The sequence below is a fragment of the Dermacoccus sp. Tok2021 genome, from assembly GCF_019895135.1.
In the GTDB taxonomy this organism is placed as follows: domain Bacteria; phylum Actinomycetota; class Actinomycetes; order Actinomycetales; family Dermatophilaceae; genus Dermacoccus; species Dermacoccus abyssi.
The window spans coordinates 58,347-82,195 of the sequence record NZ_JAGTHU010000002.1 but is presented as its reverse complement, the minus strand read 5'-3'; the positions used below and the strand labels follow the sequence as shown (position 1 = coordinate 82,195).

General features: G+C 64.5%; 22 protein-coding genes. 13 read left to right on the top strand and 9 right to left on the bottom strand.

The window, feature by feature from the left end:
• The first annotated feature begins 56 nt into the window (after positions 1-56).
• Both rfbB and rfbD read left to right on the top strand, forming a co-directional pair.
• A complete protein-coding gene (gene rfbB, locus K9D12_RS02405) occupies positions 57-1,064 on the top strand; it encodes a dTDP-glucose 4,6-dehydratase (RefSeq protein WP_223059384.1) in 1,008 nt (335 codons plus the stop codon).
• Positions 1,061-1,906 (top strand): dTDP-4-dehydrorhamnose reductase, encoded by an 846-nt coding sequence (gene rfbD / locus K9D12_RS02400; protein WP_223059383.1) that lies wholly within the window; start codon positions 1,061-1,063, stop codon positions 1,904-1,906. The genes rfbB and rfbD overlap by 4 nt, the downstream gene beginning before the upstream one ends.
• A 304-nt stretch (positions 1,907-2,210) precedes the next feature.
• Here rfbD and K9D12_RS15010 read toward each other — a convergent pair whose 3' ends face one another.
• On the bottom strand, positions 2,211-2,333 hold the full coding sequence (locus K9D12_RS15010; RefSeq protein ID WP_255352622.1) for a hypothetical protein: 123 nt from the start codon (positions 2,331-2,333) through the stop codon (positions 2,211-2,213).
• A 7-nt stretch (positions 2,334-2,340) separates the two neighbouring features.
• On the opposite strand from K9D12_RS15010, the gene K9D12_RS02395 reads away from it, so the two are divergent.
• The gene (locus tag K9D12_RS02395; protein WP_223059382.1) at positions 2,341-2,859 is read left to right on the top strand and encodes a hypothetical protein; all 519 of its coding nucleotides are present in this window, start codon (positions 2,341-2,343) and stop codon (positions 2,857-2,859) included.
• Positions 2,860-2,984: 125 nt separating this feature from the next.
• Here K9D12_RS02395 and K9D12_RS02390 read toward each other — a convergent pair whose 3' ends face one another.
• Positions 2,985-4,208, bottom strand: coding sequence for an NADP-dependent isocitrate dehydrogenase (locus K9D12_RS02390; protein WP_223059381.1), 1,224 nt, complete (start codon positions 4,206-4,208; stop codon positions 2,985-2,987).
• A 323-nt stretch (positions 4,209-4,531) separates the two neighbouring features.
• On the opposite strand from K9D12_RS02390, the gene K9D12_RS15175 reads away from it, so the two are divergent.
• The 10 genes from K9D12_RS15175 (at position 4,532) to K9D12_RS02340 (ending at position 16,024) form a co-directional block, all read left to right on the top strand.
• On the top strand, positions 4,532-6,004 hold the full coding sequence (locus K9D12_RS15175; protein ID WP_223059380.1) for a polysaccharide biosynthesis tyrosine autokinase: 1,473 nt from the start codon (positions 4,532-4,534) through the stop codon (positions 6,002-6,004).
• A complete protein-coding gene (locus K9D12_RS02380) occupies positions 6,001-7,935 on the top strand; it encodes a nucleoside-diphosphate sugar epimerase/dehydratase (RefSeq protein WP_223059379.1) in 1,935 nt (644 codons plus the stop codon). The genes K9D12_RS15175 and K9D12_RS02380 overlap by 4 nt, the downstream gene beginning before the upstream one ends.
• A complete protein-coding gene (locus tag K9D12_RS02375; RefSeq protein WP_223059378.1) occupies positions 7,935-9,068 on the top strand; it encodes a DegT/DnrJ/EryC1/StrS aminotransferase family protein in 1,134 nt (377 codons plus the stop codon). Before K9D12_RS02380 ends, K9D12_RS02375 begins: the two co-directional genes overlap by 1 nt.
• Positions 9,068-9,742: a sugar transferase gene (locus K9D12_RS02370; protein ID WP_223059377.1), complete on the top strand. Its 675-nt coding sequence runs from the start codon at positions 9,068-9,070 to the stop codon at positions 9,740-9,742. Before K9D12_RS02375 ends, K9D12_RS02370 begins: the two co-directional genes overlap by 1 nt.
• The gene (locus K9D12_RS02365) at positions 9,735-10,370 is read left to right on the top strand and encodes an acetyltransferase (RefSeq protein WP_223059376.1); all 636 of its coding nucleotides are present in this window, start codon (positions 9,735-9,737) and stop codon (positions 10,368-10,370) included. Before K9D12_RS02370 ends, K9D12_RS02365 begins: the two co-directional genes overlap by 8 nt.
• Positions 10,367-11,587 carry a glycosyltransferase family 4 protein gene (locus K9D12_RS02360; RefSeq protein ID WP_223059375.1) on the top strand — a complete coding sequence of 407 codons (1,221 nt, stop codon included), beginning with the start codon at positions 10,367-10,369 and terminating at the stop codon, positions 11,585-11,587. Before K9D12_RS02365 ends, K9D12_RS02360 begins: the two co-directional genes overlap by 4 nt.
• On the top strand, positions 11,584-12,609 hold the full coding sequence (locus K9D12_RS02355; RefSeq protein ID WP_223059374.1) for a polysaccharide biosynthesis protein: 1,026 nt from the start codon (positions 11,584-11,586) through the stop codon (positions 12,607-12,609). The genes K9D12_RS02360 and K9D12_RS02355 overlap by 4 nt, the downstream gene beginning before the upstream one ends.
• Positions 12,606-13,718 (top strand): NAD-dependent epimerase/dehydratase family protein, encoded by a 1,113-nt coding sequence (locus tag K9D12_RS02350; protein WP_223059373.1) that lies wholly within the window; start codon positions 12,606-12,608, stop codon positions 13,716-13,718. The genes K9D12_RS02355 and K9D12_RS02350 overlap by 4 nt, the downstream gene beginning before the upstream one ends.
• 3 nt (positions 13,719-13,721) lie before the next feature.
• The gene (gene wecB, locus K9D12_RS02345; protein WP_223059372.1) at positions 13,722-14,864 is read left to right on the top strand and encodes a non-hydrolyzing UDP-N-acetylglucosamine 2-epimerase; all 1,143 of its coding nucleotides are present in this window, start codon (positions 13,722-13,724) and stop codon (positions 14,862-14,864) included.
• A 464-nt stretch (positions 14,865-15,328) separates the two neighbouring features.
• On the top strand, positions 15,329-16,024 hold the full coding sequence (locus K9D12_RS02340) for a glycosyltransferase (RefSeq protein ID WP_223059371.1): 696 nt from the start codon (positions 15,329-15,331) through the stop codon (positions 16,022-16,024).
• 34 nt (positions 16,025-16,058) lie between these two features.
• On the opposite strand, the gene K9D12_RS02335 is transcribed toward K9D12_RS02340, so the two are convergent.
• The 7 genes from K9D12_RS02335 to K9D12_RS02305 are packed head-to-tail and all read right to left on the bottom strand — an operon-like array spanning position 16,059 to position 23,763.
• Positions 16,059-17,321 (bottom strand): lipopolysaccharide biosynthesis protein, encoded by a 1,263-nt coding sequence (locus tag K9D12_RS02335; RefSeq protein WP_223059370.1) that lies wholly within the window; start codon positions 17,319-17,321, stop codon positions 16,059-16,061.
• Positions 17,318-18,712 (bottom strand): hypothetical protein, encoded by a 1,395-nt coding sequence (locus K9D12_RS02330; protein ID WP_223059369.1) that lies wholly within the window; start codon positions 18,710-18,712, stop codon positions 17,318-17,320. The genes K9D12_RS02335 and K9D12_RS02330 overlap by 4 nt, the downstream gene beginning before the upstream one ends.
• A 9-nt stretch (positions 18,713-18,721) precedes the next feature.
• On the bottom strand, positions 18,722-19,786 hold the full coding sequence (wecB, locus tag K9D12_RS02325) for a non-hydrolyzing UDP-N-acetylglucosamine 2-epimerase (RefSeq protein ID WP_223059368.1): 1,065 nt from the start codon (positions 19,784-19,786) through the stop codon (positions 18,722-18,724).
• Entirely contained in the window at positions 19,774-20,784 is a 1,011-nt protein-coding gene (locus tag K9D12_RS02320) for a Gfo/Idh/MocA family protein (RefSeq protein WP_223059367.1), read from the bottom strand. The genes wecB (K9D12_RS02325) and K9D12_RS02320 overlap by 13 nt, the downstream gene beginning before the upstream one ends.
• Entirely contained in the window at positions 20,784-21,872 is a 1,089-nt protein-coding gene (locus K9D12_RS02315) for a DegT/DnrJ/EryC1/StrS aminotransferase family protein (protein WP_223059366.1), read from the bottom strand. The genes K9D12_RS02320 and K9D12_RS02315 overlap by 1 nt, the downstream gene beginning before the upstream one ends.
• A complete protein-coding gene (locus K9D12_RS02310) occupies positions 21,869-22,465 on the bottom strand; it encodes an acyltransferase (protein ID WP_223059365.1) in 597 nt (198 codons plus the stop codon). The genes K9D12_RS02315 and K9D12_RS02310 overlap by 4 nt, the downstream gene beginning before the upstream one ends.
• Positions 22,462-23,763 (bottom strand): nucleotide sugar dehydrogenase, encoded by a 1,302-nt coding sequence (locus K9D12_RS02305; RefSeq protein ID WP_223059364.1) that lies wholly within the window; start codon positions 23,761-23,763, stop codon positions 22,462-22,464. Before K9D12_RS02305 ends, K9D12_RS02310 begins: the two co-directional genes overlap by 4 nt.
• Positions 23,764-23,849 lie beyond the last annotated feature (86 nt).

Sequence of the window (23,849 nt, the reverse complement as noted above, 5' to 3'; positions counted from 1 at the left end):
CGCGCGGCGCGAAGTTTCGCTCCTAGTCGTCTGCACGTCGCCCGTATACTTGCCGCATGCGAGTTCTCGTCACCGGTGGAGCCGGATTCATCGGCAGCAACTTCGTCCACCTCACCCGCACGGAGCGGCCCGACGCGCAGATCACGGTGCTCGACAAGCTCACCTACGCGGGTACGACGCGCTCGCTCGACGGCGTCATGGACGACATCACCTTCGTCGAGGGCGATGTGGCCGATCGGGAGCTCGTCGACCGCCTCGTCGCCGAGTCCGACGTCGTCGTCCACTTTGCTGCCGAGAGCCACAACGACAACTCGCTCGCCGACCCGTGGCCGTTCGTCGACACGAACGTGCTCGGCACGGTCTCGCTTCTCGAAGCGGTGCGCAAGCACGACGTGCGCTACCACCACATCTCCACCGACGAGGTCTACGGCGACCTCGAACTCGACGACCCGGCGCGCTTCACCGAGGCCACGCCCTACAACCCGTCGAGCCCCTACTCCTCGACGAAGGGCGCGAGCGACCTTCTCGTGCGCGCCTGGGTGCGGTCTTTCGGGGTCAAGGCCACCATCTCGAACTGCTCGAACAACTACGGCCCTCGCCAGCACGTCGAGAAGTTCATCCCGCGTCAGATCACGAACGTCATCGACGACGTGCGCCCGAAGCTCTACGGCGACGGTCTCAACGTGCGTGACTGGATTCACGTGGACGACCACAACTCGGCCGTGTGGGCCATCATCGAGCGCGGTCGTATCGGCGAGACGTACCTCATCGGCGCCGACGGCGAGGAGAACAACAAGACCGTCGTCGAGTCGATCCTGACGACGATGGGCAAGGACGCCGGCGACTACGACCACGTCACCGACCGTCCTGGTCACGACCGGCGCTACGCGATCGACCCGACGAAGCTGCGTGACGAATTGGGTTGGGTGCCGAAGTACACGACGTTCAGCGATGGACTGGCCGCCACCATCGACTGGTACCGCGAGAACGAATCCTGGTGGCGTCCGATGAAGGACGAGACCGAGGCGAAGTACGCGAAGACGCAGAAGATCGAGAAGCGTTGAGCCGCTGGGTCATCACCGGCGGAACGGGGATGTTCGGCACCGACCTCGCCGCGGTGGTTCGCGAGAGCGGGCACGAGGTTACGGCTTTGGGCTCGGCTGACTGCGACATCCGTGACCTCGAGGCCGCGCGAGCAGCCGCGGCCGGCGCTGACGTCGTCGTCAATGCGGCCGCCTACACCGCCGTCGACGCCGCTGAGTCCGACGAAGCCGCTGCCTACGCCCTGAACGCCGTCGGTGCGCGCAACGTCGCCCGTGCCGCCCGCGAGGCGGGGGCACGTCTCGTGCACATCTCGACCGATTACGTCTTCGACGGCGGGGACAGCGAGCCCCACGCCGAGGACGCCCCCCAGGCCCCGCGCTCGGCCTACGGAAGAACCAAGGCGGCCGGCGAGTGGGCTGTGCGAGCCGAACATCCCGACGCCCTGATCGTGCGTACCGCATGGCTCTACGGCGAGCACGGCCCCAACTTCGTGGCGACGATGCTCCGCCTTGCGCAGACGCACGAGACGCTGAACGTTGTCGATGATCAGCACGGTCAACCGACGTGGACCCGCGACCTCGCGCGCTACGTCCTCGACCTGATCGAGGCGAAGGCCCCGGGCGGGTACTTCCACGGCACGAGCAAGGGCTCGACGACGTGGTACGAGTTCACGCGCGAGATCTTCCGCCTGAGCGGCCTCGACCCCGAGCGCGTCAACCCCACGACGAGCGAGGCCTTCCCCCGGCCCGCGCATCGACCTGCGAACAGCGTGCTGGCGCATTCAGGCGGTCCGCCTCGTCCGGAGTGGCACGTTTCCCTCGCGGCCTACCTCCGGTCGACCTACCGAGTCGGCGCACGCTAGGCCAGGGTCGCCATCGACCCTCCCACCAGCCGGATGTGACAAGAAACATATCGTTGTCGGAACCGTTCCAGGAGAGACCACTTGAGTCGGGCGCTCCCCTCCCCTCCCCCGTTTGGTCGGACGTCATGCTTAACGCGCCCTATAATGAGGACGCAGCTACGACTATCGCGGGGAGAGAAATGAACGCGTCACACCACGGCATCACACGCAGGAGAGTGGTACGAGGCAGCGCCTGGGCTGCGCCGGCCATCGTGGTGGGCGCGGCCGCGCCACGAGCGGCTGCATCCCCGTGCCCGCCGGTCAGCTACACGATCGACTGGTCGAACTCGAGCTTCGTGCGAACGTCGAGCACAAAGGCGAGCATCCGGGCCACGAGCCAGAATGCGTCCGCGCCACCAATCACGTTGACGGTCACGGCTTCGTACACAGGCGCGATGAAATCCGGAACCGAGAAATCCGGTGACACCAGCCTCAGCGCAGTTGGTCAGGTCGGCGGCTCATTCACCAGCGGCCTGAGGATCCAGCAGAGCGTCACGACACCGGATTATTCCACGCCTAAGCGCGACGCCCGCGGTACGTACACCTTCGCGTTCACTGGAGCCGACGGCAGACCGGTCAGCGTGTCCAACCTGGCGTTCACCGTGACGGACATCGATAGCACGGAGGGGGATTTCTGGGACGTCGTCGAACTGTCAGGCGCCTTCTCCTCCACTGCCGGCTCTGGCGTCACTGGCGCGGGCACCCTCAACTCGCCAGCCACGGCCGCCTCGAGCAACACCGCCTTCGCGGACGCGACGTCGAGCGCCGGTAACTTCAACGTCACATACCAGACACCTACGAGCAGCGTGACCCTCACCTACTGGAACAACGCGCAAAAGTTCTCGCGCGTCGACCGCAGCCAGGGCATATACATCGCGGGCATGAAGTTCTCCGCCATCGCGAACAACTGCTGACGCCCCTCGGGGATCGAGTGCCTCACTCCGGTGCTCGGCTGCATAGCCGCCCCGCAATGCGAATGAGAAGGCGGCCCACCACCCTGCACGGGTAGTGGGCCGCCTTCTGTATGGCGCATCCTGCGTCAGGCCTGCTGCATGGCCTTCGTCAGGTTCTCGTCGATGGCGGCGAGGAAGTCCTGCGTGTTGAGGTACGGCTGGTCCTTGCCGATGAGCAGTGCGAGGTCCTTCGTCATCTTGCCGCTCTCGACGGTCTCGATGCAGACGCGCTCGAGCGTCTCGGCGAACTTCGTCACCTCGGGCGTCTCGTCGAGCTCGCCACGCTTGGCGAGGCCACGCGTCCAGGCGAAGATCGACGCGATCGGGTTGGTCGACGTCTCCTTGCCCTGCTGGTGCTGACGGTAGTGACGCGTCACCGTGCCGTGCGCTGCCTCGGCCTCGACGGTCTTGCCGTCCGGCGTCATGAGGACCGACGTCATGAGGCCGAGCGAGCCGAAGCCCTGCGCGACGATGTCGGACTGCACGTCACCATCGTAGTTCTTGCAGGCCCAGACGTAGCCGCCCTCCCACTTGAGCGCCGCAGCGACCATGTCGTCGATGAGGCGGTGCTCGTAGGTGAGGCCGCGCTTGTCGAACTCGTCCTTGAACTCGCGCTCGAACACGTCCTGGAAGATGTCCTTGAACGCACCGTCGTACGCCTTGAGGATGGTGTTCTTCGTGGACAGGTAGACCGGAACGTTCCGCTCGAGGCCGTAGTTGAACGACGCGCGGGCGAAGTCCTCGATCGACTTGTTGTAGTTGTACATGCCCATCGCGACGCCGCCCTCTGCGGGGAACTCGGCAACCTCGTAGACGACCTTCTCGCCGCCGTCGGCAGGCGTGTAGGAGATCTCGACCTTGCCGGCGCCGGGAACCTTGAAGTTCTGCGACTTGTACTGGTCGGCGTGAGCGTGGCGACCGATGATGATCGGCTTCGTCCAGCCCGGCACGAGGCGCGGCACGTTGCTCATGATGATCGGCTCACGGAAGATGACGCCGCCGAGGATGTTGCGGATCGTGCCGTTCGGGCTCTTCCACATCTCCTTGAGGCCGAACTCCTCGACGCGCGCCTCGTCGGGCGTGATCGTGGCGCACTTGACGCCGACGCCGTACTCCTTGATGGCGTTGGCGGCGTCGACGGTCACCTGGTCGTCCGTGGCGTCGCGGTTCTCGATGCCGAGGTCGTAGTACTTGAGGTCGACGTCGAGGTACGGGTGGATCAGGCGGTCCTTGATGAACTGCCAGATGATGCGCGTCATCTCGTCACCGTCGAGTTCGACGATGGGGTTCTTGACCTTGATCTTCTCCATGCCTGTTTGGCTCCTGACTCTGCGACGTGGATGGTGATACCTCGCCCAGGCTATCCCTTCGGCGCTGGAGCCAGAAAGACGAGGCGTCGCGGGCGCTGCTGCGGAACCGAGCCGGGGCGACGCCGGGTGCTGACACGGGCTCATCGGGACCCCCTTCGAGTCATCCGCCGAGCCGCCATTTCGGACGTGAGACCTAGCATTCCGGCCAATTCAACGCGGGCGAACTTTGGTGACCGCTCAGTTCGTTCCGTACCCTTATGGGCGACTGTCAGCTCGCCGGCAACCTTCCGTGCGAGAGGTGCAACTGAGAAGGAAAAACGTCGGTGGAACTTCAGAGTTATCTGCGCGCGCTGCGCAAGCGGTGGCGCATCATCGTCGGCTGCACCCTCATCGCGTTCTCGCTCGCCGCGTTGCTCACGTTGCTGACACCGAAGACCTACAGCTCGAGCATCCGGTTCTTCGTCTCCACCGCCGACGCCTCGAACAACTCGCAGCTCGCCCAGGGCGGCACGTTCACCCAGGACCGCGTCAAGAGCTACACCGAGCTCATGACGACCCCGCGCGTGCTCCAGCCGGTCGCCGACGAGCTCAAGATCAAGGACGGCGCGTCCTCGATCGAGCCCAAGGTCGTGGCGAAGGCTGCCCCGGACACCGTCATCATCGACACGACGGTCACGGACACGAACCCCAACCGCGCCAAGGCCATCGCCACGTCGCTCGGCACCCAGTTCCCCAAGTCGGTCGACGAGCTCGAGCGGGTCTCCGACTCGAAGCCCAGCCCCGTCAAGGTGACGCTGGTGCAGACGCCCACGAAGAGCGAGAAGGTGGGCCCGAACTGGCTGACGAACCTCGTCCTGGCCGGCCTGCTCGGCCTCCTCGCGGGCACCGCGTTGGCGCTCCTGCGTGACCGCCTCGACACGAAGATCCGCAACAAGGACGATGTCGAGGCCGCAGCCGAGGACATCACGGTGCTCGGCGCGATCCCGTTCGACAGCGACGCCCCGAAGCACCCTCTCATCCTCGAAGCCGACCCGCACTCCTCGCGCGCCGAGGCCTTCCGGTCGCTGCGCACGAACCTGCAGTTCGTCGACGCCGCGAAGCACCCCCAGGTCCTCACAGTCACCTCTTCCCTCACAGGTGAGGGCAAGACGACGACGACCGCCAACCTCGCATTCGCCCTGGCAAACTCCGGCTCGAGCGTCTGCCTCATCGAAGGCGACCTGCGCCGTCCGCGCCTTCTCAGCTACCTCGGTCTCGAAGGCGGTGTCGGCCTCACCGACGTCCTCATCGGCCGAGTGGCCCTCAAGGACGTCGCCCAGCGCTTCGGCGAACACCGCCTCATGGTGATCGGTTCCGGCGCCACTCCCCCGAACCCCAGCGAACTGCTGGGCTCCGAACCGATGAAGGCCGTTCTCGACGACCTGCGGGGCCGCTTCGACTACGTCGTCATCGACGCTCCGCCTTTGCTTCCGGTGACGGACGCCGCCGTCCTCTCCACCCAGACCGACGGCACGGTGCTCGTGGCCGGCGCCGACATCGTCAACCGGGATCAGATGCTGGAGGCGCTCGAAATGCTCGACGCCGTCAGCGCGAACATCCTCGGCGTCGTCGTCAACCGCGTGCAACGCGGCAGCCGCGGCAACTACTACGACTACCGCTACAAGTCGTTCAAGAACGAGGAAGCTCCCCAGGCCGACCCGGAGGCCAAGGCCGTTGTCGAGGCGACCTGGAGCGGCGCAGGACGCACCGGCGGTGAGCCCGCACCGCAACGCCGTCGGGAGCGCCTGGGTCGATGAGCCAGAACACCGACGCGAAGACATCAGCGCGCGCTAACAGCCGCACCCACCGCGAGCGCGATCGTGCTGTGCGGTACGGCTGGTTCGCGGTCGACCTTCTCGTCGTGCTCATTTCCGCCTTCATGGCCGCGTGGGTGCGCTACGACCTCGACGCCACGGCGTCGACGACTCGAGAGATCGCTCTCTTCGGTCTCCTGGCGGCCGTGGTGTACGCAGCCGTCGGCATGGTGGTGGGCCCGTACCGTATCGGCCACATGCGAGGTTCGTTCGAGGAGACGTCCGATCTCATCCGCGCGATCCTCGTCACCGCCCTCGTTCTGGCCGTGGTGCGCCTCGCGTTCGGCGCACCCGAAGTGCCACGCAGCCTTCCTTTCACCACACCGGTGTTCGCACTGCTTGGCATGTTCACGCTGCGCTTCCTCGTGCGTTCATGGCGTTGGGGGCGCCAGACCGTGCGAGAGCAGGACGTGCGGGCCATCGTCTTCGGCGCCGGTCACATGGGGCGTCAACTCGTGCGCAATCTCCATCGCGACACGAGCCAGGGTGACAGGTACGTGCCGGTCGCGCTCCTCGACGACGACCCCGGCAAGCGCCGCCTCAGCATCGACGGCCTCCGTGTCAGCGGCACCCGTGACCGGATCACCGCTGTCGCCGAGCGCACCCAGGCGAAGGCCCTCATCATCGCGGCGACGACGATGCCCGGTGAAGACCTGCGTGAGATCAGTGAGCTCGGGCGCCAGGCGGGCCTCGACGTACTCATTCTCCCGCCGGTCAACGAACTTTTCCACGCGCCGCGAGGCGCCGACCTGCGCCACCTCAACCTCGAGGATCTCCTGGGCCGCCAACGCATCGAGCTCGACCAGACGGCGATCCGCAACTCCATCGCCGGAAAGCGCGTGCTCGTCACCGGTGCGGGCGGCTCCATCGGCTCAGAGCTGTGTCGTCAGATCGACCGGTACGGTCCGGCCAAGCTCGTCCTCCTCGATCGTGACGAATCGGCCATGCACTCAGCGCAGATGTCGATGACGGGCCGAGCCCTGCTCGACGACGGCACACTGGCACTGTGTGACATCCGCGACCCGAACGCCCTGGGTGCCATCTTCGAACGCGAGCGGCCGCAGGTCGTCTTTCACGCCGCGGCGCTCAAGCACCTGACGTTGCTCGAGCAGTTTCCGATCGAGGCGTGGAAGACGAACGTCCTCGGCACCCTCAACGTGCTGGAGGCGGCGCGGGCCGTCGGCGTCGAGACGTTCGTCAACGTCTCGACCGACAAGGCGGCGTGGCCGTCGTCGGTGCTCGGGTATTCGAAGCGTCTCGCGGAGCGCCTCACGGCGTCGTTCGCGAGCGCCGGGGACGACACGTACGTCAGTGTGCGATTCGGCAACGTGCTCGGTTCGCGCGGGTCGGTCATCACGGCGTTCACCGCGCAGATCGAGCGCGGTGGCCCGGTGACGGTGACGCACCCGGACGTCGAGCGGTTCTTCATGCTCATCCCCGAAGCGTGTCAGCTCGTGCTGCAGGCGTCGGCGATCGGCACCGACGGCGAGGTCATGGTTCTCGCCATGGGCAAGCCGGTGAAGATCGTCGACGTGGCGCGCACGCTCATCGAGATGGCCGGCAAGCACGATGTCGAGATCCAGTACACGGGGCTGCGCCCGGGCGAGAAGCTCTCGGAGCAGCTGTTCACGCCCGGTGAGGAGATCAAGACCTCCGAGCACCCGCTCGTCTCGCACGTCAACGTGCCGGCGATCGACCCACAGCTCGTGCGCGCGCAGTACTTCGACACGGACGCCGACGCACTCGCCTGGATGGTCGAGCACTCCGGCGGCCATCGTGACCACGACCCGAGCAAGGACATCGACATCACCGCGGAGGGGCCGATCCTCTCCCCCGATTCCGTCGCCGACCACCATGGTGGGGAGAACATCTGATGGCACGCATTCACCTGTCGAAGGCCACCGTCACCGAGCGCGAGGAGCAGCTCGTGCTCCAAGCGCTGCGCTCGGGGTGGGTCGCTCCCCTGGGTCCGATGGTCGACCGTTTCGAGACCGAGATCGCGGAGTACACCGGCGTCGCTGGCGCACTGGCGCTCTCTTCGGGCACCGCCGCACTCCACCTGGCGCTGCTCCACCACGGCGTCGCCCCCGGCACGGTTGTTGTCGTCCCGACCATGACGTTCGCCGCTACCACGAACGCCATCAAGTACACCGGCGCAGAGCCCGTCTTCGTCGACGCCCAGGCGAGCGACGCCAACGTCGACGTGGCTCGCCTGATCGAAGCTGTCGATACCCTCCGGGCCGAGGGTGAGAACGTTTCGGCCGTCGTCACGGTGGATCTGTACGGCCGTTCGGTCGACTACACGACGCTCTCCCCCGCCCTCGCCGAACGAGGCATTCCGCTCGTGGAGGACGCCGCCGAGGCGCTCGGCGCTTCGCTCGACGACACCTCGTGCGGCGCCTTCGGCTCGTGCGCGGCCGTCTCGTTCAACGGCAACAAGATCATGACGACCTCTGGCGGCGGAATGTTGCTGAGCAACGACACCGACCTTCTCGCCCGGGCCCGCTATCTCTCGACCCAGGCACGTCAGCCTGCGCCCTGGTACGAGCACACCGAGGTGGGCTACAACTACCGGATGTCGAACCTGCTCGCTGCGTTGGGCATCGGCCAGCTCGAGCGGCTCGACGCGATGATCGCGCGCCGCCGCGAGATCCGTGACCTCTACTCGGAGGGCTTCTCCGACCTCGACAACGTGCGTCTCCTCGGCCGCGGCGAGGGTCTCGACGACAGCCACGACAACTGCTGGCTGACCGGCGCCGTCGTGGAGGGCCGTGAGCCCGGCTTCATCGACGGTGTCGTCGAAGGGTTCAATGCACGCAACATCGAGGCTCGCCACCTGTGGAAGCCGATGCACCTGCAGCCCATGTACGCGGACGCTCGCGCCTTCGGTGGCCAGGTGAGCGAAGGCCTGTTCCACTCGGGGCTGAACCTGCCGTCCGGTGTCGACCTCTCCGACGACGACGTCGCCCGCGTCATCGCCACCTTCCGGGAACTGGTGACCGGCTGATGCGCCGTGAGCCCCTCCTCAAGCGCGCCACGGACCTGGCCTTGACCGTGCCGGTATTCGCTGCGTCGTTGCCGGTCCAGGCGGGTATCGCGCTCGCAGTGCGCGCGAAGCTCGGCTCCCCGGTGCTCTTTCGTCAGGAACGCCCGGGCCGCGACGGCAAGCCCTTCACGATGATCAAGTTCCGCACGATGCTGACGGTCGACCCGGCACGTGGGTGGGTCACGGACGACGACCGAATGACATCGTTCGGCGCCTTCCTCCGTTCGACCAGCCTCGACGAACTCCCGACGTTGTGGAACATCGTCAGGGGCGACATGTCGCTCGTCGGGCCGCGCCCGCTGCTCATGGCGTATCTCGAGCGATACTCCCCCGAGCAGGCCCGCCGCCACGAGGTGCGCCCGGGCCTCACGGGCCTGGCTCAGGTGAACGGCCGTAACGCGATCTCGTGGGAGGAGAAGTTCGCATACGACGTGCGCTACGTCGACGAGCACGACTGGCGCATGGATCTCGACATCCTGCTCAAGACCGTCAAGGGCGTGCTGCGGCGCGAGGGCATCTCCGCCGACGGCGTCGTGACGATGCACGAGTTCATGGGCGGTTCGGGCGGAGTGAACGATCCGGATGTGAGCGAGACCGTAGCGGAACAACATGGACTGGAGACGCACAATGCGTGACATCCTCATCGTCGGATGCGGCGGCTTCGGCCGCGAGGTGCACGACGTGATCAACGCACTGAACGCACAGGCCCCGACGTACAACCTTCTCGGATACGCGGACGATGCCGCATCCGAGCAGAACACGGCCCTGGTTGAGCGTCGTGGTAGCCGTGTGCTGGGTAGCCTCGACGCCGTTCTGGCCCAGTACGACGCAGCTGAGTTCGCCATCGGAATCGGCAGTCCGCAGGTTCGCAAGAAGCTCGATACGAAGCTCGTCGAGGCCGGGTGGCGGGCAGCGACACTTGTCCATCCGAGCGCGACCTTCGGCGGTGACGTTCGGATCGGTGAGGGATCGATCGTCTGCGCTGGCGTCCGCGTGACGACCAACGTGACTCTCGGACGCTCGGTGCATCTCAACCTCAATGCCACCGTCGGCCACGACGTCACGCTGCACGACTACGTGTCGGTCAACCCGCTCGTGGCAATCTCCGGGTGGGTCGAAGCGCACGAGGGCGTCATGTTCGGCACCCACTCGGCGATCTTGCAGAACCTCAGCGTGGGTGCCGGCTCCGTCGTCGGTGCCGGATCGTGCGTCGTCAAGAACGTGCCCGAGTGCGTCGTCGTCAAGGGAGTTCCGGCGAAGTGAGGATCAATTTCGTCACCCAGTGGTATCCACCTGAGCCGGCAGGGCCTGCGTACGCGCCCGCGATCGGCCTGACGCAACGCGGCCATGAGGTCAATGTGCTCACCGGGTTCCCCAACTACCCCACGGGACGCATCTACGACGGTTATTCACTCAAGCCCTATGCCAGGGAGCGGGGCGCCGATGGCATCACGGTTCACCGAGTTCCCATCTACCCGAGCCACGATGCCAACGCGGTCAAGCGAATGGGCAACTACCTGTCGTTCGCGACGAGTGCCTCCGTGGCCGGACAGTTCCTCCCTCCGGCCGACGTGTGGCTGACCTACTCCTCCCCCGCCACGGCTGCGCTGCCACGCATGCTTCAGCCCCCGGGACGGCGGGCGCCGCACTTCATGATCATTCAGGATCTGTGGCCTGACAGCGTCACCGAGAGCGGCTTCACGGGGGGCACAGCCGCGCGCGCCATCCACACCACGCTGGACGCGTTCTGCAAACTGTCGTACCGCGACGCATCGGGCATCGGCATCATCTCGCGGGGTATGCGCGACGTGCTCACCGAGCGAGGGGTGCCCGACGCCAAGATCTTCGACACCCCCAACTGGGTCGAGAACCGTCCCCTGCCGGAGAAACCGCGAACTCGCTCCGACCTCGGCCTACCAGCTTCGGGTCGCCTCTTTCTCTACGCCGGGAATCTCGGTGAACTGCAGGCACTCGATGACCTCGTCGCGGCCTTCGCCGGCAGCGACGCGCAGCTCGTGCTCATGGGCTCGGGAGTCAAGCGTGAAAGCCTCGCGAGGATGCTCGCCGAGCGTGCCTTGCCCAACGTGCACCTGCTGGACCCGGTGCCCGCACATGAGGTGGCCGAGTACTACGCGGCCTGCGACATCGTCGTCGTCTCGCTCGTCGACCGCCCGTTATTGCGCGTCACCATGCCGAGCAAGGTCCAGGCGTCCTTGGCTGCAGGCCGCCCGATCTTCGCGCATGCGGCCGGGGATGCAGCGGCCGTCGTGACTGAAGCGGATGCTGGACGGGCCGCGGCGCCCGGGACCCGCGATGCCGCAAGCGCGGTGGCGGCTCTCGCGGCAGCCTCCGACGACGACCTGCGCGCGATGGGACGGCGTGCTCGCGCCTACTACGACGCACATTTCTCTCCCGAAACCGGCCTCGTCCGGCTCGAGAACGCCCTCTTGACCATCACGAGCGACAAGGCCAAACGATGATCGACCTCTCCGACAAGACCATCGCTATCACCGGTGGCACCGGTTCGTTCGGCAGCACCATGGTGCGCCACCTCCTCGCCCAGGATGTCGCCGCCGTCCACTTGCTCTCGCGTGACGAGGCGAAGCAGGATGAGATGCGCAAGCGCTTCAACGATGCGCGGCTCAAGCTATTCCTCGGCGACGTGCGTGACGCACACTCAGTCGAGGACGCGTTCGTCGGCGCCGACTACGTGTTCCACGCGGCCGCTCTCAAGCAGGTGCCGAGCTGTGAGTTCTTCCCCGATCAGGCGGTGCGCACCAACATCGACGGCAGCAACAACGTGCTGCGCGCCGCGAGCCGCGCCGGGGTCCGCTCCGTGGTGTGCCTGTCGACCGACAAGGCCGTCTACCCCGTCAACGCGATGGGCATGACGAAGGCCCTCATGGAGAAGAGCGCGCAGGCGTTCGCGCGCAACAACCCCGACTCCCCCAGCGTCGTGTCGACGACGCGCTACGGCAACGTCATGTACAGCCGCGGCTCGGTGATCCCCCTGTTCGTCAGGCAGATCATGGACGGCAAGCCGCTCACCCTCACCGAGCCGAGCATGACCCGTTTCCTCATGTCGCTCGACGACTCGGTCTCACTCGTGCTCCACGCGTTCGAGAACGCCGAGCGCGGCGACCTGTTCGTCCGCAAGGCCCCTGGATGCACCGTGGAGACGCTCGCGCGGGCGACGGCCAAGGTGCTCGGCGTCGACGACCCGCAGATCAAGGTCATCGGTGCGCGCCACGGTGAGAAGATGCACGAGACGCTCCTGTCGAGCGAGGAGATGGTGAAGGCCACCGACCAGGGCGACTACTACCGCGTTCCGCTCGACGCGCGTTCGCTCGAGTACGAACTGTTCACGTCCGAGGGCGAGACCGAACTCAAGGACGCGACGGACTACACCTCCGCCAACACCGAGCAGCTCGACGTCGACGGTGCCGTCGACCTGCTCATGACCCTGCCCGAGATCCAGCAGATTGTTGAGGCCCGAGCATGAAGATCGTCATCACCGGAGCGCACGGCTTTCTCGGCTGGCACACGCGCGCACGGCTGCACACGCTGACCGACCATGACGTCGTCGCCATCGGCCGCGACGACTGGGACGAACTCCAGACGCAGGTCGCGGACGCCGACGCCGTCATGCATCTGGCCGGCATCAACCGTGCGGAGACGGACACTGCCGTCGAGCAGGGCAACGTCGATCTCGCACAGGACGTCGCTAACGCCGTGCGTGCAGCCGACAAGCCCGTACGCATCGTCTACTCGAGTTCCACGCAGGTCGGCAACGGCTCTCCCTACGGTCGAGGCAAGGAGCGCGCGGGCGAGATCCTCGCCGACGCCGCCACCGCGAGCGGCGCCGCGTACGTCGAGGTACGCCTGCCGAACATCTTCGGCGAGCATGCTCGCCCGTACTACAACACGTTCGTCGCGACGTTCATCGACAAGCTGCTCGAGGGCGAGACCCCGACGGTCAACGACAACCCCGTCGAGCTGCTGCACGTGCAGGATGCCGCGGCCTCGCTCATCGAGGCCCTGTCTTCGCGCGACCGACTTATCCGCCCCCACGGCCACGACACGCGCGTGCCGGAGGTGCTGTCATTGCTCGAGCAGTTCCACGACGTCTACAGCCGCGGCGAGATTCCGAAGTTGCCGACGCGTTTCCACACGAACCTGTTCAACGCATACCGGGCTGCGACGTTCCCGAACAAGTACCCGTTCTCGCTCATGGTCAACGCCGACCAGCGCGGGGAGCTGATCGAGACGGTGCGCGCTCACGGCAGCGGCGGCCAGTCGTTCGTGTCGTACACGAGGCCGGGCAAGACGCGCGGTGAGCATTACCACCTGAGCAAGATCGAGCGTTTCGTCGTCATCAGCGGGAAGGCGCGCATCTCGCTGCGCAAGGTGCTGACCGACGAGGTCGTCGACTTCGACGTCGACGGCACGAAGCCGGCCGTCATCGACATGCCGACGCTGTGGGTGCATAACATCACGAACACCGGGGATGAGGACGTCATCACGATGTTCTGGGCCGACCAGCTGTTCAACCCGGCTGCTCCCGACACGTACTGGGAACCGGTGCGCCCCGCCGAGAGCAAGGAGGCCTGAACGATGAAGGTCATGACCATCGTCGGCACGCGCCCGGAGATCATCCGGCTTGCGCGCGTGATGACCCGGCTGGACAACACCCCGGGCGTCGAGCACGTCATCGTGCACACGGGACAGAACTACGACTACGAGCTCAACGGGGTCTTCTTCGACGACCTCGGCGTGCGCAAGCCCGATCACTTCCTCGCCGTCGACACCTCGAGCCTCGGCGCGGTGCTCGGTGGCACGCTCATGAAGAGCGAGGAGGTGATGCGCGCCGAGCAGCCCGACGCCGTCCTCGTGCTCGGCGACACGAACTCGTGCATCGCCGCCGTCATGGCCAAGCGCCTGCGCATCCCGACATACCACATGGAGGCCGGCAACCGTTGCTTCGACGAGAACGTGCCGGAAGAGACGAACCGACGCCTCGTCGATCACGTCGCCGACTTCAATCTCGTCTACACCGAGCACGCGCGCCGCAACCTGCTCGCCGAGGGCCTGCACCCGCGCCGCATCATCAAGACGGGCTCGCCCATCCGTGAGGTCGTCGAGGCGTACACCGAGCAGATCAAGACCTCCGACATCCTCGCTCAGCGCGGGCTTGAGGAGGGTAAGTACTTCCTCGTCAGCGCGCACCGCGAGGAGAACGTCGACAATCCTGAGCGACTGCGCGCCCTGCTCGACGGGTTGATCGCCGTCCACGACGCCTTCGACATGCCGGTGTTCGTCTCGACGCACCCGCGCACGCGCAAGCGTCTCGAAGCGCTACCGGGGTGGACGGAGCCGGAGGGCATCACGTTCAGCGAGCCGCTGGGCTTCCACGACTACAACAAGCTGCAGCTCTCCGCCGCGTGCGTGTTGTCGGATTCGGGCACGATCGCCGAGGAGAGTTCACTCATGGGCTTCCCCGCCGTGACGTTGCGTGACTCGATCGAACGACCGGAGGCCCTCGACACGGGCGCCATCGTGATGACGGGGTTGCACGCGCAGGACATGGTAATGGCTGTTCGCGTTGCCATGGACGCCGGATACCAGCGCGATGGCGTCTCGGACATCACGCCCGAGGATTACCTCATCGACAACTGCTCGCAGCGGGCAGTGAACTTCATTCTCTCGACTGCTCACCGCCACCACGAGTGGGCGGGGATTCGGAATATTAACCAATGACAACTCTACCCACCGTAGTCATCGCTACGTTCGATTCGTACAAATACTCAACGCGATCGCGTAAGGCTGCACAGGCATACTTGGAAGCCGGTTACAGGGTCAAGTTTGTAGGCATGAGCGCCGCGGGCCGCACAGGGCGATGGGACAAACCTGGACGCTTCACGCGTGATGGAGTAGATGTGGTCCAGGTATCCATGCGGCACCCTGACATGCGGCCCTCCAAGGCCACCATCGCACGAAACATCGCCCTAAGTTACGTACCCGCCTTAATTCGTATGGCAAACGAGTTGGTGCGAACCCCAGCCAATATAGTCCATGTGACGTCCACCCCCTTGGCTGCCCTCGGGGCGGCACACAAAGCGATCAGACGCTCCAACTTCGTTCTCGATGTCACCGAACGTCCCGGAACTGTCGCAGCGAAGGGGTCCGCCTTTTCGGCGTACGCCAAAGTAGAGACTTCTCTCATGAAAGCGCTCTCCCGTGTAGTCGACGTCGCGACCGTCGTGGTACCAGGCGACGTCGGCCCTCTTCACCACAAAGGCTTCCGACAGGTGGCTCTAGTGCGCAACGCCCCCTCAAGTAGTTGGCGCAGCCCGTGGGAGCCCCTCCCGACGGGGCCCACGCGCTTTGTTCTCGTCGGCAGCATCTTTGAAGGACGGGGTATCGAAAATCTGATCCAAGCGGCACACCTGCTCCAAGACGACATCCAGATCGATATCTACGGGCGCGGTCGACCCGACTACATGCAGGCCTTGAAGGAGATGTCAGCGACTGGGCATGCAGAGGACGTGATCAATTGGCGCGGCGAGATAGCGCCTGACCAAGTTTCAGCCACGTATCTGTCAGCTCACGTGGGACTGGTGCTCTACGACCCCACGATCCCCGGAAACGACGGTCTCTCCAATAAGATTATGGAGTGCATTTCAACTGGGCGGCCAGTCCTTGCGGGGGACCTTCCAGAAAACCACGCATTCGTTTCCCAACATGGCGTCGGATGGCTCACTGATCTCAGCCCAGACAACATGGCCCGCACTATGCGCGAGATTCACGCCTCGCCCGATTCCCTGAAGGCGAACGCTGATCGTGCCCGAGAATTCGGCCGCAATGAGCTGACCTGGGAGAGCGAGTTCGACAATCTGCTCCGTAAACTCTCCAACTAAAGCTCGCTCAGCCTTTGGCTCTCCATCGGCGTTATCAGGGTACCGAGTGCCCGCCAGGAGGACCTGGCGTCAGTCCTTCGGCGCGGTCCGGCAGTTCCCGAACTGCACGGGCGTTGATTAACCAGAGTACTCCGTACATAAAAACTAGGGTTCCACTCAAACAAACCAGACCAACGCGCGGAGTCAAGCCGAACCGGATTCCGAAGGCCACGGCGATTAACAGCCCCACCCGAGATGCATCCCACGCCAGCTGTGTGCGCGTCTTGCGGAGAACGATGAGAGTCTGCGACAGCGAGGCTCCCACAACCTGCGCGGTGAGGGCGGGAGCCCAAATCGCGGCATACACGCCAGCCTCCGACCAGGGATCCCCCAGCAGCAACGGAAACGCCCACGGTGAGCAGGTGCCCACCAATACGCCCACGGCCACGCCGAAGGCAATCAGCCTTCGAGACGTATCAGAAAACAGCCTTCGAAGGCCACGAGGGTCATCTCTCAAACACTCAGAAGCGCGAGCCAGATAAACCTGAGCAATGGCCGTGCCCACCAACGCGACAGGCATAGCCAGTGCTCGCTGAGTAAGGCCAAACCAGCCAGCAACTTCCCGCGAGAAATAACCGGACATGATCAACAGCGGAAGTTGCTGGCCCAATGAATTGAGCAAACCCGCTGGCCCCAAGTCCCGCGGGAAATGCCTGTACTCACGCAACATATCAAGAGCGCCTATATTTACATTCAAGTCGACTTGAGAATCTCGAAACATCCAGGCGAATACAAGAATGTACGAGGCTAAATACCCTAGATACAACCCTAGGGGTGACGCAGGCGTTAACAGGAAAATACCCTGCATGAGCACCATCACCACCGGAAGGATCATGTTTCGCACAGCTATGACCGTGAATCGCTTACGCCTAATAGCGACTTGATTCAGAACCTGTACGGCGGCCATGAAGGCGGCGGCTAACGCGGCCTGTCCGACGCGCGCCCCCCAAATGAATTCACTCTGCGCGGCCACCCCCCACACAGCGCCGCCAACAAGGCCTACGATCGCGTCGGCCTGCAGTGCAACCCGCGCCAGCTGCAGAGCATCATCTTCACCACTTGGCAATGGAATCGCGGCCTCAAGACGCAGGGAAGCGATAATTGATATGACAGCGGCAATGGCGATTACTAAGGAAAACTCCCCAAATGCGGCTGGCGAGTAAACTCGAGCTAGTAAAATCAGCGCCCCTGCCGAGACAGCCTGTCCGATAAGCGATCCGCCAGCAATCAGTCCAGCTCCGGAGATAAGTCTTCTCACGGAGTCAGCCCTTTAGTTCTGATCTCCGCTGACGCCGCACGAGGGCGAGAGGAGCGACGGCCGTCCGCTCGCTCTCGGTCACCGCGCGCTGGCGTCTGAGCATTTTCTCCTGCCCTCGCTAAGCGCGACTTCTTGGACCCCCAGAGGTAGACAAGGAGGTAGGCGGCCGCGCCTTGATTCAACAGTGTCAGAGGCGAACCCACGATCCACGAGCCGACGCTCACAGCAAACCCGGCGAGCCCCATGATTTCCATCATGTTGCGCTCCCGGAATGATGACTTCTTTTCAAGGAACAGCTTCGATGATGCGAACGCATAAATGGCGCAGACCGCGGCACACACAAAAAGTGAACCAATGAAACCAAAGTTGTAGTAGGCCGACCCCCAATTTGACGGAGGGGAGGTGCCACGATTAGATCCATAAAGCGAGGAAAAGATTTGGGAGGAAAGATCGCTGCCACGATAGCTGGGCAATATTCCAAGAATATCTGTGGCCCACTCCGAACCGTTCGCTGTCGGAAGATTGTGCGTGTACCTAAACCCGGCAAGCCCAGATAGCGCCTGCTCGCCGAGCACTCGACTAAGCAACGCATTTAAGAAGACCTGAATTTTACTGAGAGGACCGTCTGCGACTGCCAGATCGTTGGCCGACCGTCCGGTAAGGAGTGTCAAGAATGAGAAGATGCTGAAGATGACGCCGGAAGCGACGACAAAGCGGGAGCCCTTCAGGAGTCCCCCCATCCGCAGGGCAATAATAACGGATAGCATGACAAGGACCGTTGCGCCTCGCTGTCCGGTACCTGCCGTAGCGACCAGACAAACTCCGACGAGTCCGCACGTGATGGCGGTTCGATATAGGGCCCTTCGCGTCCAGAGGCGATGGATAATAACGACAGTCAAGACTGGTAGCAACGCGTTTTTAAATTGGTTGATATAGCCGGGCGCAAAATACGAAGGGCCAGCGTACGAGTCCAGTCGGGCGGACGCCGCATCGTAGCCGGAACCACCAACAAATGCCTCTACAAGTGTGACGTGGCCAACCGCTGCATAGTAGGCGCCGGTGAGAATTAGACAAATGACATACGCGCCTACAATTGGACCGTCGATCGGCAGAGATTTGACACCATTCTCAGTCCTCACCGGTCGTCGCGATAGGTTGCTCAACGTCCAAACCAGAGCTGCCCCTGTCACTATCGAAGCCATGAGTGTCATGAACAGCCCATAACGCATGTCAATGTCGTACATCGGGTCAATGACCGTAGCAATGCCCACCAAGGAGAGGGCATTGAAGAGGCACAACAAGCCGATGGGTGTAAGGATCATTTTGCGCCGCATCGCTAAGACGAGATACGGAACGAAGAGGATGGCGTACAGGAGGAGATACGTGAACATCAGCGCAGATTAGGCCGGAGGAAAATGAACGAGCTTCTCGACGACGCGTGACGCGGCGTTCCCGTCACCGTACGGCTTAGCGTACGTGTCCGTTTCAGCGGTCTCCGAAAACGCCGCTGCGATGTCTTGCGGCTGCGGGCACAGCGTGTTCCACCCGAGATTCACCGTCTCGATCCACTCGGTCTCGGTACGAACCGTTGCCGTACGAGCACGCAGCAAGAACGCTTCCTTTTGCAGACCACCTGAGTCAGTGATGACTCCGGCCGAACCCATCACAGCGCGAACGAGGTCCGGGTACGCGAACGGCTCGGCCAGTGTGATGTTGCCTGCCTCAAGGTCGACACCGGCGTCGTCGGCCTTCGAACGCAAGCGTGGGTGTGCCAGCAAGACCGTCGGCACGTCGAGCGCGCCGATCGCTTCGATGATCTCCCGCAAACGCTCCGGATCGTCGGTATTCGACGGCCGGTGCAACGTCGCAACGCGGTACTGCCCGTCCTCGAAATCGATTCCGGCGGGCAGCGGCTTGCTTATGACCTGGTCCCGCACACGCATGAGTACGTCCGTCATCACATCACCGACGAGAACGGACTTGTCCGCCAGCCCTTCCGACGCCAAATGGTCCATGGCAACCTGTGTCGGGGCGAGACATAGCTCTGCGAGGTGATCCGTGACGATACGGTTCAGCTCCTCCGGCATCTCACGGTTGAAGGACCGCAGACCGGCTTCGAGATGGGCTACCCGAATGTGCATCTTCGCGGCGGACAATGCGCCGGCCGTCGTCGAGTTGGTATCTCCGTAGACGAGAACCCAATCCGGCTGGTACTTCTCCAGCACGCCGTCCATGGCAGCGAGCATCTGCCCGGTCTGACGACCGTGGCTGGCCGAACCGATGGCCAGGTGCTCGTCAGGCGCCGGGATACCCAGGTCTTCGAAGAACACGTCCGACATATTGACGTCATAGTGCTGTCCGGTGTGGACGATGATGTGCTCCACTTCACGCTCCGCCATGGCGCGGGCGATAGGTGCCAACTTGACGAACTGGGGGCGTGCGCCGACGACGCTCAGAACTCGCACTGTGGGTTTTCTCCTGGTTCGTCGGTCCAGCGGTCGCTCGGCCCGCTGATGCACTTGAACGCCGTGCGTACAGTGGCGAGGCCTTGCACGAGCGTCACGATGTCGGCGTCCTTGCCGAGCACGGCGTCCCGGAAGTTCTCGTGTTCGACGCGCAGCGGCTCCGGCTTGGGAATCGCTAGACGCGTCACGTCTCCTTCGGTGACACCGCGGAACTGGCTGAGGCCGGGCCACTCGGTCTTCACCTTGCCGTTCTTGAAGAACGTGAGATCCGCGGTCAGGGTGTCCGCGATGAACGTGCCCTTCTCCCCTGTGATCACCGTCGTGCGCTCCTTGAGCGGCGACAGCCAGTTCACGAGGTGATTCACGACCGTTCCCTTCGAGAGGCGACCAGTCGCGGCGACGAGATCTTCGTGCGGACGCCCCGAACGATGCGCTGTCTGAGCCGTGATGTCGACGTACTCCTGCTGCGTCACCCACGCCGTCAGGTCGATGTCGTGGGTTGCGAGGTCCATGACCACCCCGACGTCGGCGATACGCCCCGGGAAGGGTCCCTGACGGCGCGTCGCGACCTGGTAGACCTCACCGAGGTCACCGTTCTCGATGCGTGCCCGCGCCGACTGCAGCGCCGGGTTGTACCGCTCGATGTGGCCGACACCGCCGATGAGGCCTCGCGAGGCGAACGCCTCCGCGAGCTTCTCGGCGTTCTCCACCGACTCGGCGAGCGGCTTCTCGATGAGCGCGTGCACGCCACCCTCGGCGAGCTTCGTACCCACCTCGAGATGCAGAGCTGTGGGGACGGCCACCATGGCGTAGTCCACCCCGTGCTCGATGAGCTGATCCACCGTCTCGAAGACGGGGCGACCGCCGGCGACGCCGTGCTGATCACCGTTGGGGTCGACGATCGCCACGAGCTCGACATCGTCCAGACCACTGAGCACGCGCGCATGGTTGCGGCCCATCATCCCGGCGCCGATGAGCCCCGCGCGAAGCTTCGCCATCACGCACCTGCCTTCGCAAGCGCGTTGACCGCTTCGACAATGCGCTCGAGGTCTCCCTGCGACACCGAGGGGTGCACCGGGAGCGACAGGCACTCACGCGCCGCCTGTTCCGTGACGGGCAGGTCGGCCTCAGCCTGGAAGGGCTTCAGACGGTGGTTGGGCACGGGGTAGAACATGCCCGAGCCGACGTTGTACTCGTCCTTGAGCGCCTTCGCCAAACCGTCACGGTCCTGCGGAACACGGATCGTGTACTGGTGGTAGACGTGCACCGCGCCGTCGGCCACGGCCGGGGGCGTCACACCCTCGAGATTCTCGGTGAGAAACGCCGCGTTCTCCTGGCGGGTCTTCGTCCAGCCGTCCACCTTGGTGAGCTGCACGCGTCCGATCGCGGCGTGGATGTCGGTCATGCGGTTGTTCAGGCCCACGACCTCGTTGTGGTACTGCCGCTCCATGCCCTGATTGCGGTAGAGACGCAGGTTGTGCTCGACGTCCGCATTCGCCGCCGAGACCATGCCGCCCTCGCCGGACGTCATGTTCTTCGTCGGGTAGAGCGAGAACATTGCGAACTCGCCGAAGGCGCCGACCGGCGTACCGTGCAGCGACGCTCCGTGCGCCTGAGCTGCGTCCTCGAAGAGCTTGACGCCGTACTTTTCGGCGATCTTGGTGAGCGCGTCCATCTTGGCCGGGTGACCGTAGAGGTGCACGGGCATGATGCCAACCGTCTTGTCGGTGATCGCAGCTTCCACGGCCTCGGGGTCGAGGCAGAAGTCGTCGAGGCTGATATCTGCGAAGACGGGCGTCGCGCCGGTGAGGGCGACCGAGTTGGCGGTCGCGGCGAAGGTGAAGGACGGGACGATGACCTCGTCGCCCGGCTTCACGCCTGCGGAGAGCAAGCCGAGGTGGAGACCCGACGTACCCGAGTTGACGGCGACGCACGAACGCCCGAGACGGAAGTGCTGCGAGAACTCCTCCTCGAAGGCTTTCACCTCCGGCCCCTGGGCGATCATGCCGCTACGCATCACGCGGTCGACAGCGGCACGCTCCTCGTCACCGATGAGCGGCTTGGCGGGGGGAATGAAGTCGTTCATGCGTCGTCCTCCGTGAGAACACCGTCAGTCTCGGTGTAGGTGGCGCCCGTCTGCGGGCAGGTGTAGGTGCTGTCAGTGGTCTGCTCGAGCGGCACCCCGGCGCGCCCGACCCAGCGGATTCGCTTGGCCGGCACCCCCGCCACGAGTGCAAAGTCGGGCACATCCTTCGTCACGACCGATCCCGCGGCGACGAGCGCCCAGCGTCCGATCGTGACGGGCGCGACGCACACCGCACGAGCGCCGATCGAGGCGCCCTCACGGCACGTCACGCCGACGGCCTCCCAGTCGTCACCCCGCTTGAGGGTGCCGTCCGGTGCGACGGACCGCGGGTAGTGGTCGTTCGTGAAGACGACAGCAGGGCCGACGAACACGCCGTCCTCAAGGCGCGCCGGCTCGTAGACGAGGGCGTAGTTCTGCAACTTGCAGTTGTCGCCCATCTGCACTCCCGTACCGACGTAGGCGCCACGGCCAACGATGCAGTTCTCCCCCAGCACGGCTTCCTCACGCACCTGCGCAAGATGCCAGACGCTGCTGCCGTCACCGATCTGCGCGTTCTCCGCGACGTCGGCGGTGTCGACGATACGAACGCTCATGCCTGCTCGCCCTGGCCGACGACGAGGAAGGTCACGCCGTCGAAGTTGCTGCGGTCAAGAATGCGCCGGCCATCGACGACCGTGCTGACCCCCGGGAAGTCGGCCTTCGTCAGGCTCTTGTACTCGGCGTGATCAGCCTGAACGATGACGACGTCGACCGGCTCACCGATGGTGTAGGCGCCCCAGCCGAACGTGTCCAGTTCGTCATCGCTGTACATCGGGTCGTTGACGACGACCTCACCACCTGCCTCACGGATGGCAGCGACCGTGGCGAACACTCCGGAGAACGCAGTCTCCTTCACGGCTCCGCGGTAGGAGGCGCCGAGCACGGCCACCTTCTTGCCCTTGAGGTCCCCGCCGTTCGCCGCGGAAGCCAGGCCCACCGTGTACGAGGGCATGTCCGCGTTCGCCTGACGCGCAGCACGAACCACGGTCGCGTCGGGGTCGTTCCACAGGTACAGCCGCGGATAGACAGGTATGCAGTGACCACCGACGGCGATACCCGGCGAGTGGATGTGGCTGTACGGCTGCGAGTTGCTCGCCTCGATCACCTGGAAGACGTCGATACCGTTCGCGGCCGCGAACTTGCCGAACTGGTTGGCCAGCCCGATGTTCACGTCGCGGTAGGTCGTCTCGGCGAGCTTGGCCATCTCGGACGCCTCGGCCGACCCGAGGTCCCACACCCCGTTGGGCCGCTTCAGGTCGGGGCGCTCGTCGAACTGAAGCACCTGCTCGTAGAACGTCGTCGCCTTGGCCGCTCCCTCGTCGGAGAGACCGCCGAGCAGCTTGGGGTACTTGCGCAGATCTTCGAAGACGCGGCCGGTGAGGACACGCTCCGGCGAGAACACCAGGTGGAAATCGGCGCCCTCCGTCAGCCCGCTGCCCTCCTCCAGGCGGGGCTTCCACCGCGTTCGCGTCGTTCCGACGGGGAGGGTCGTCTCATAGATGACCGTGGTGCCGGGCTTGAGGCCGCGCGCGATGTCATCCGTCGCCGAGTCCATCCAGCCGAAGTCAGGACGCGCCTCGTCATCGACGAACAGCGGAACCACCACGACGACGTAGTCGCTCTTCGACACAGCCTCCGCGGTGTCGGCCGTCGCCTCGAGGTTCCCATCAGACACGACCTGCGCCAGGTACTCCGCGAGGTGCGCCTCGCCCGGGAAGGGCTCTCGTCCAGCGTTGACGAGATCGACGACGACTTGGTTGACGTCAGCGCCAAAGACCTTAGCGCCCGACCGCGCGAACTGCACTGCGAGGGGAAGGCCGATCTTTCCGAGCCCGACTACTGTGACCTGCACCAATACCTCCACTGGTTGGCACGAAGATTTCGCTACAGACCATACCGTCTGAAAGCGGCCTTACTGCGAGAACTGAATGGGGCTGA

Excerpts from the sequence above, each read along its gene's own strand:
- K9D12_RS02310 (WP_223059365.1), bottom strand. The coding sequence starts at position 22,465 with ATGAGCGTTCGTATCGTCGACACCGCCGACGTCGCGGAGAACGCGCAG.
- rfbB (WP_223059384.1), top strand. The coding sequence starts at position 57 with ATGCGAGTTCTCGTCACCGGTGGAGCCGGATTCATCGGCAGCAACTTC.
- K9D12_RS02365 (WP_223059376.1), top strand. The coding sequence starts at position 9,735 with ATGCGTGACATCCTCATCGTCGGATGCGGCGGCTTCGGCCGCGAGGTG.
- K9D12_RS02375 (WP_223059378.1), top strand. The coding sequence starts at position 7,935 with ATGGCACGCATTCACCTGTCGAAGGCCACCGTCACCGAGCGCGAGGAG.
- K9D12_RS02370 (WP_223059377.1), top strand. The coding sequence starts at position 9,068 with ATGCGCCGTGAGCCCCTCCTCAAGCGCGCCACGGACCTGGCCTTGACC.
- K9D12_RS02355 (WP_223059374.1), top strand. The coding sequence starts at position 11,584 with ATGATCGACCTCTCCGACAAGACCATCGCTATCACCGGTGGCACCGGT.
- K9D12_RS02330 (WP_223059369.1), bottom strand. The coding sequence starts at position 18,712 with ATGTTCACGTATCTCCTCCTGTACGCCATCCTCTTCGTTCCGTATCTC.
- K9D12_RS02395 (WP_223059382.1), top strand. The coding sequence starts at position 2,341 with ATGAAATCCGGAACCGAGAAATCCGGTGACACCAGCCTCAGCGCAGTT.
- K9D12_RS02315 (WP_223059366.1), bottom strand. The coding sequence starts at position 21,872 with ATGAACGACTTCATTCCCCCCGCCAAGCCGCTCATCGGTGACGAGGAG.
- K9D12_RS02350 (WP_223059373.1), top strand. The coding sequence starts at position 12,606 with ATGAAGATCGTCATCACCGGAGCGCACGGCTTTCTCGGCTGGCACACG.
- K9D12_RS02340 (WP_223059371.1), top strand. The coding sequence starts at position 15,329 with ATGAAAGCGCTCTCCCGTGTAGTCGACGTCGCGACCGTCGTGGTACCA.
- K9D12_RS02390 (WP_223059381.1), bottom strand. The coding sequence starts at position 4,208 with ATGGAGAAGATCAAGGTCAAGAACCCCATCGTCGAACTCGACGGTGAC.
- wecB (WP_223059372.1), top strand. The coding sequence starts at position 13,722 with ATGAAGGTCATGACCATCGTCGGCACGCGCCCGGAGATCATCCGGCTT.
- K9D12_RS02380 (WP_223059379.1), top strand. The coding sequence starts at position 6,001 with ATGAGCCAGAACACCGACGCGAAGACATCAGCGCGCGCTAACAGCCGC.
- K9D12_RS02320 (WP_223059367.1), bottom strand. The coding sequence starts at position 20,784 with ATGGCGAAGCTTCGCGCGGGGCTCATCGGCGCCGGGATGATGGGCCGC.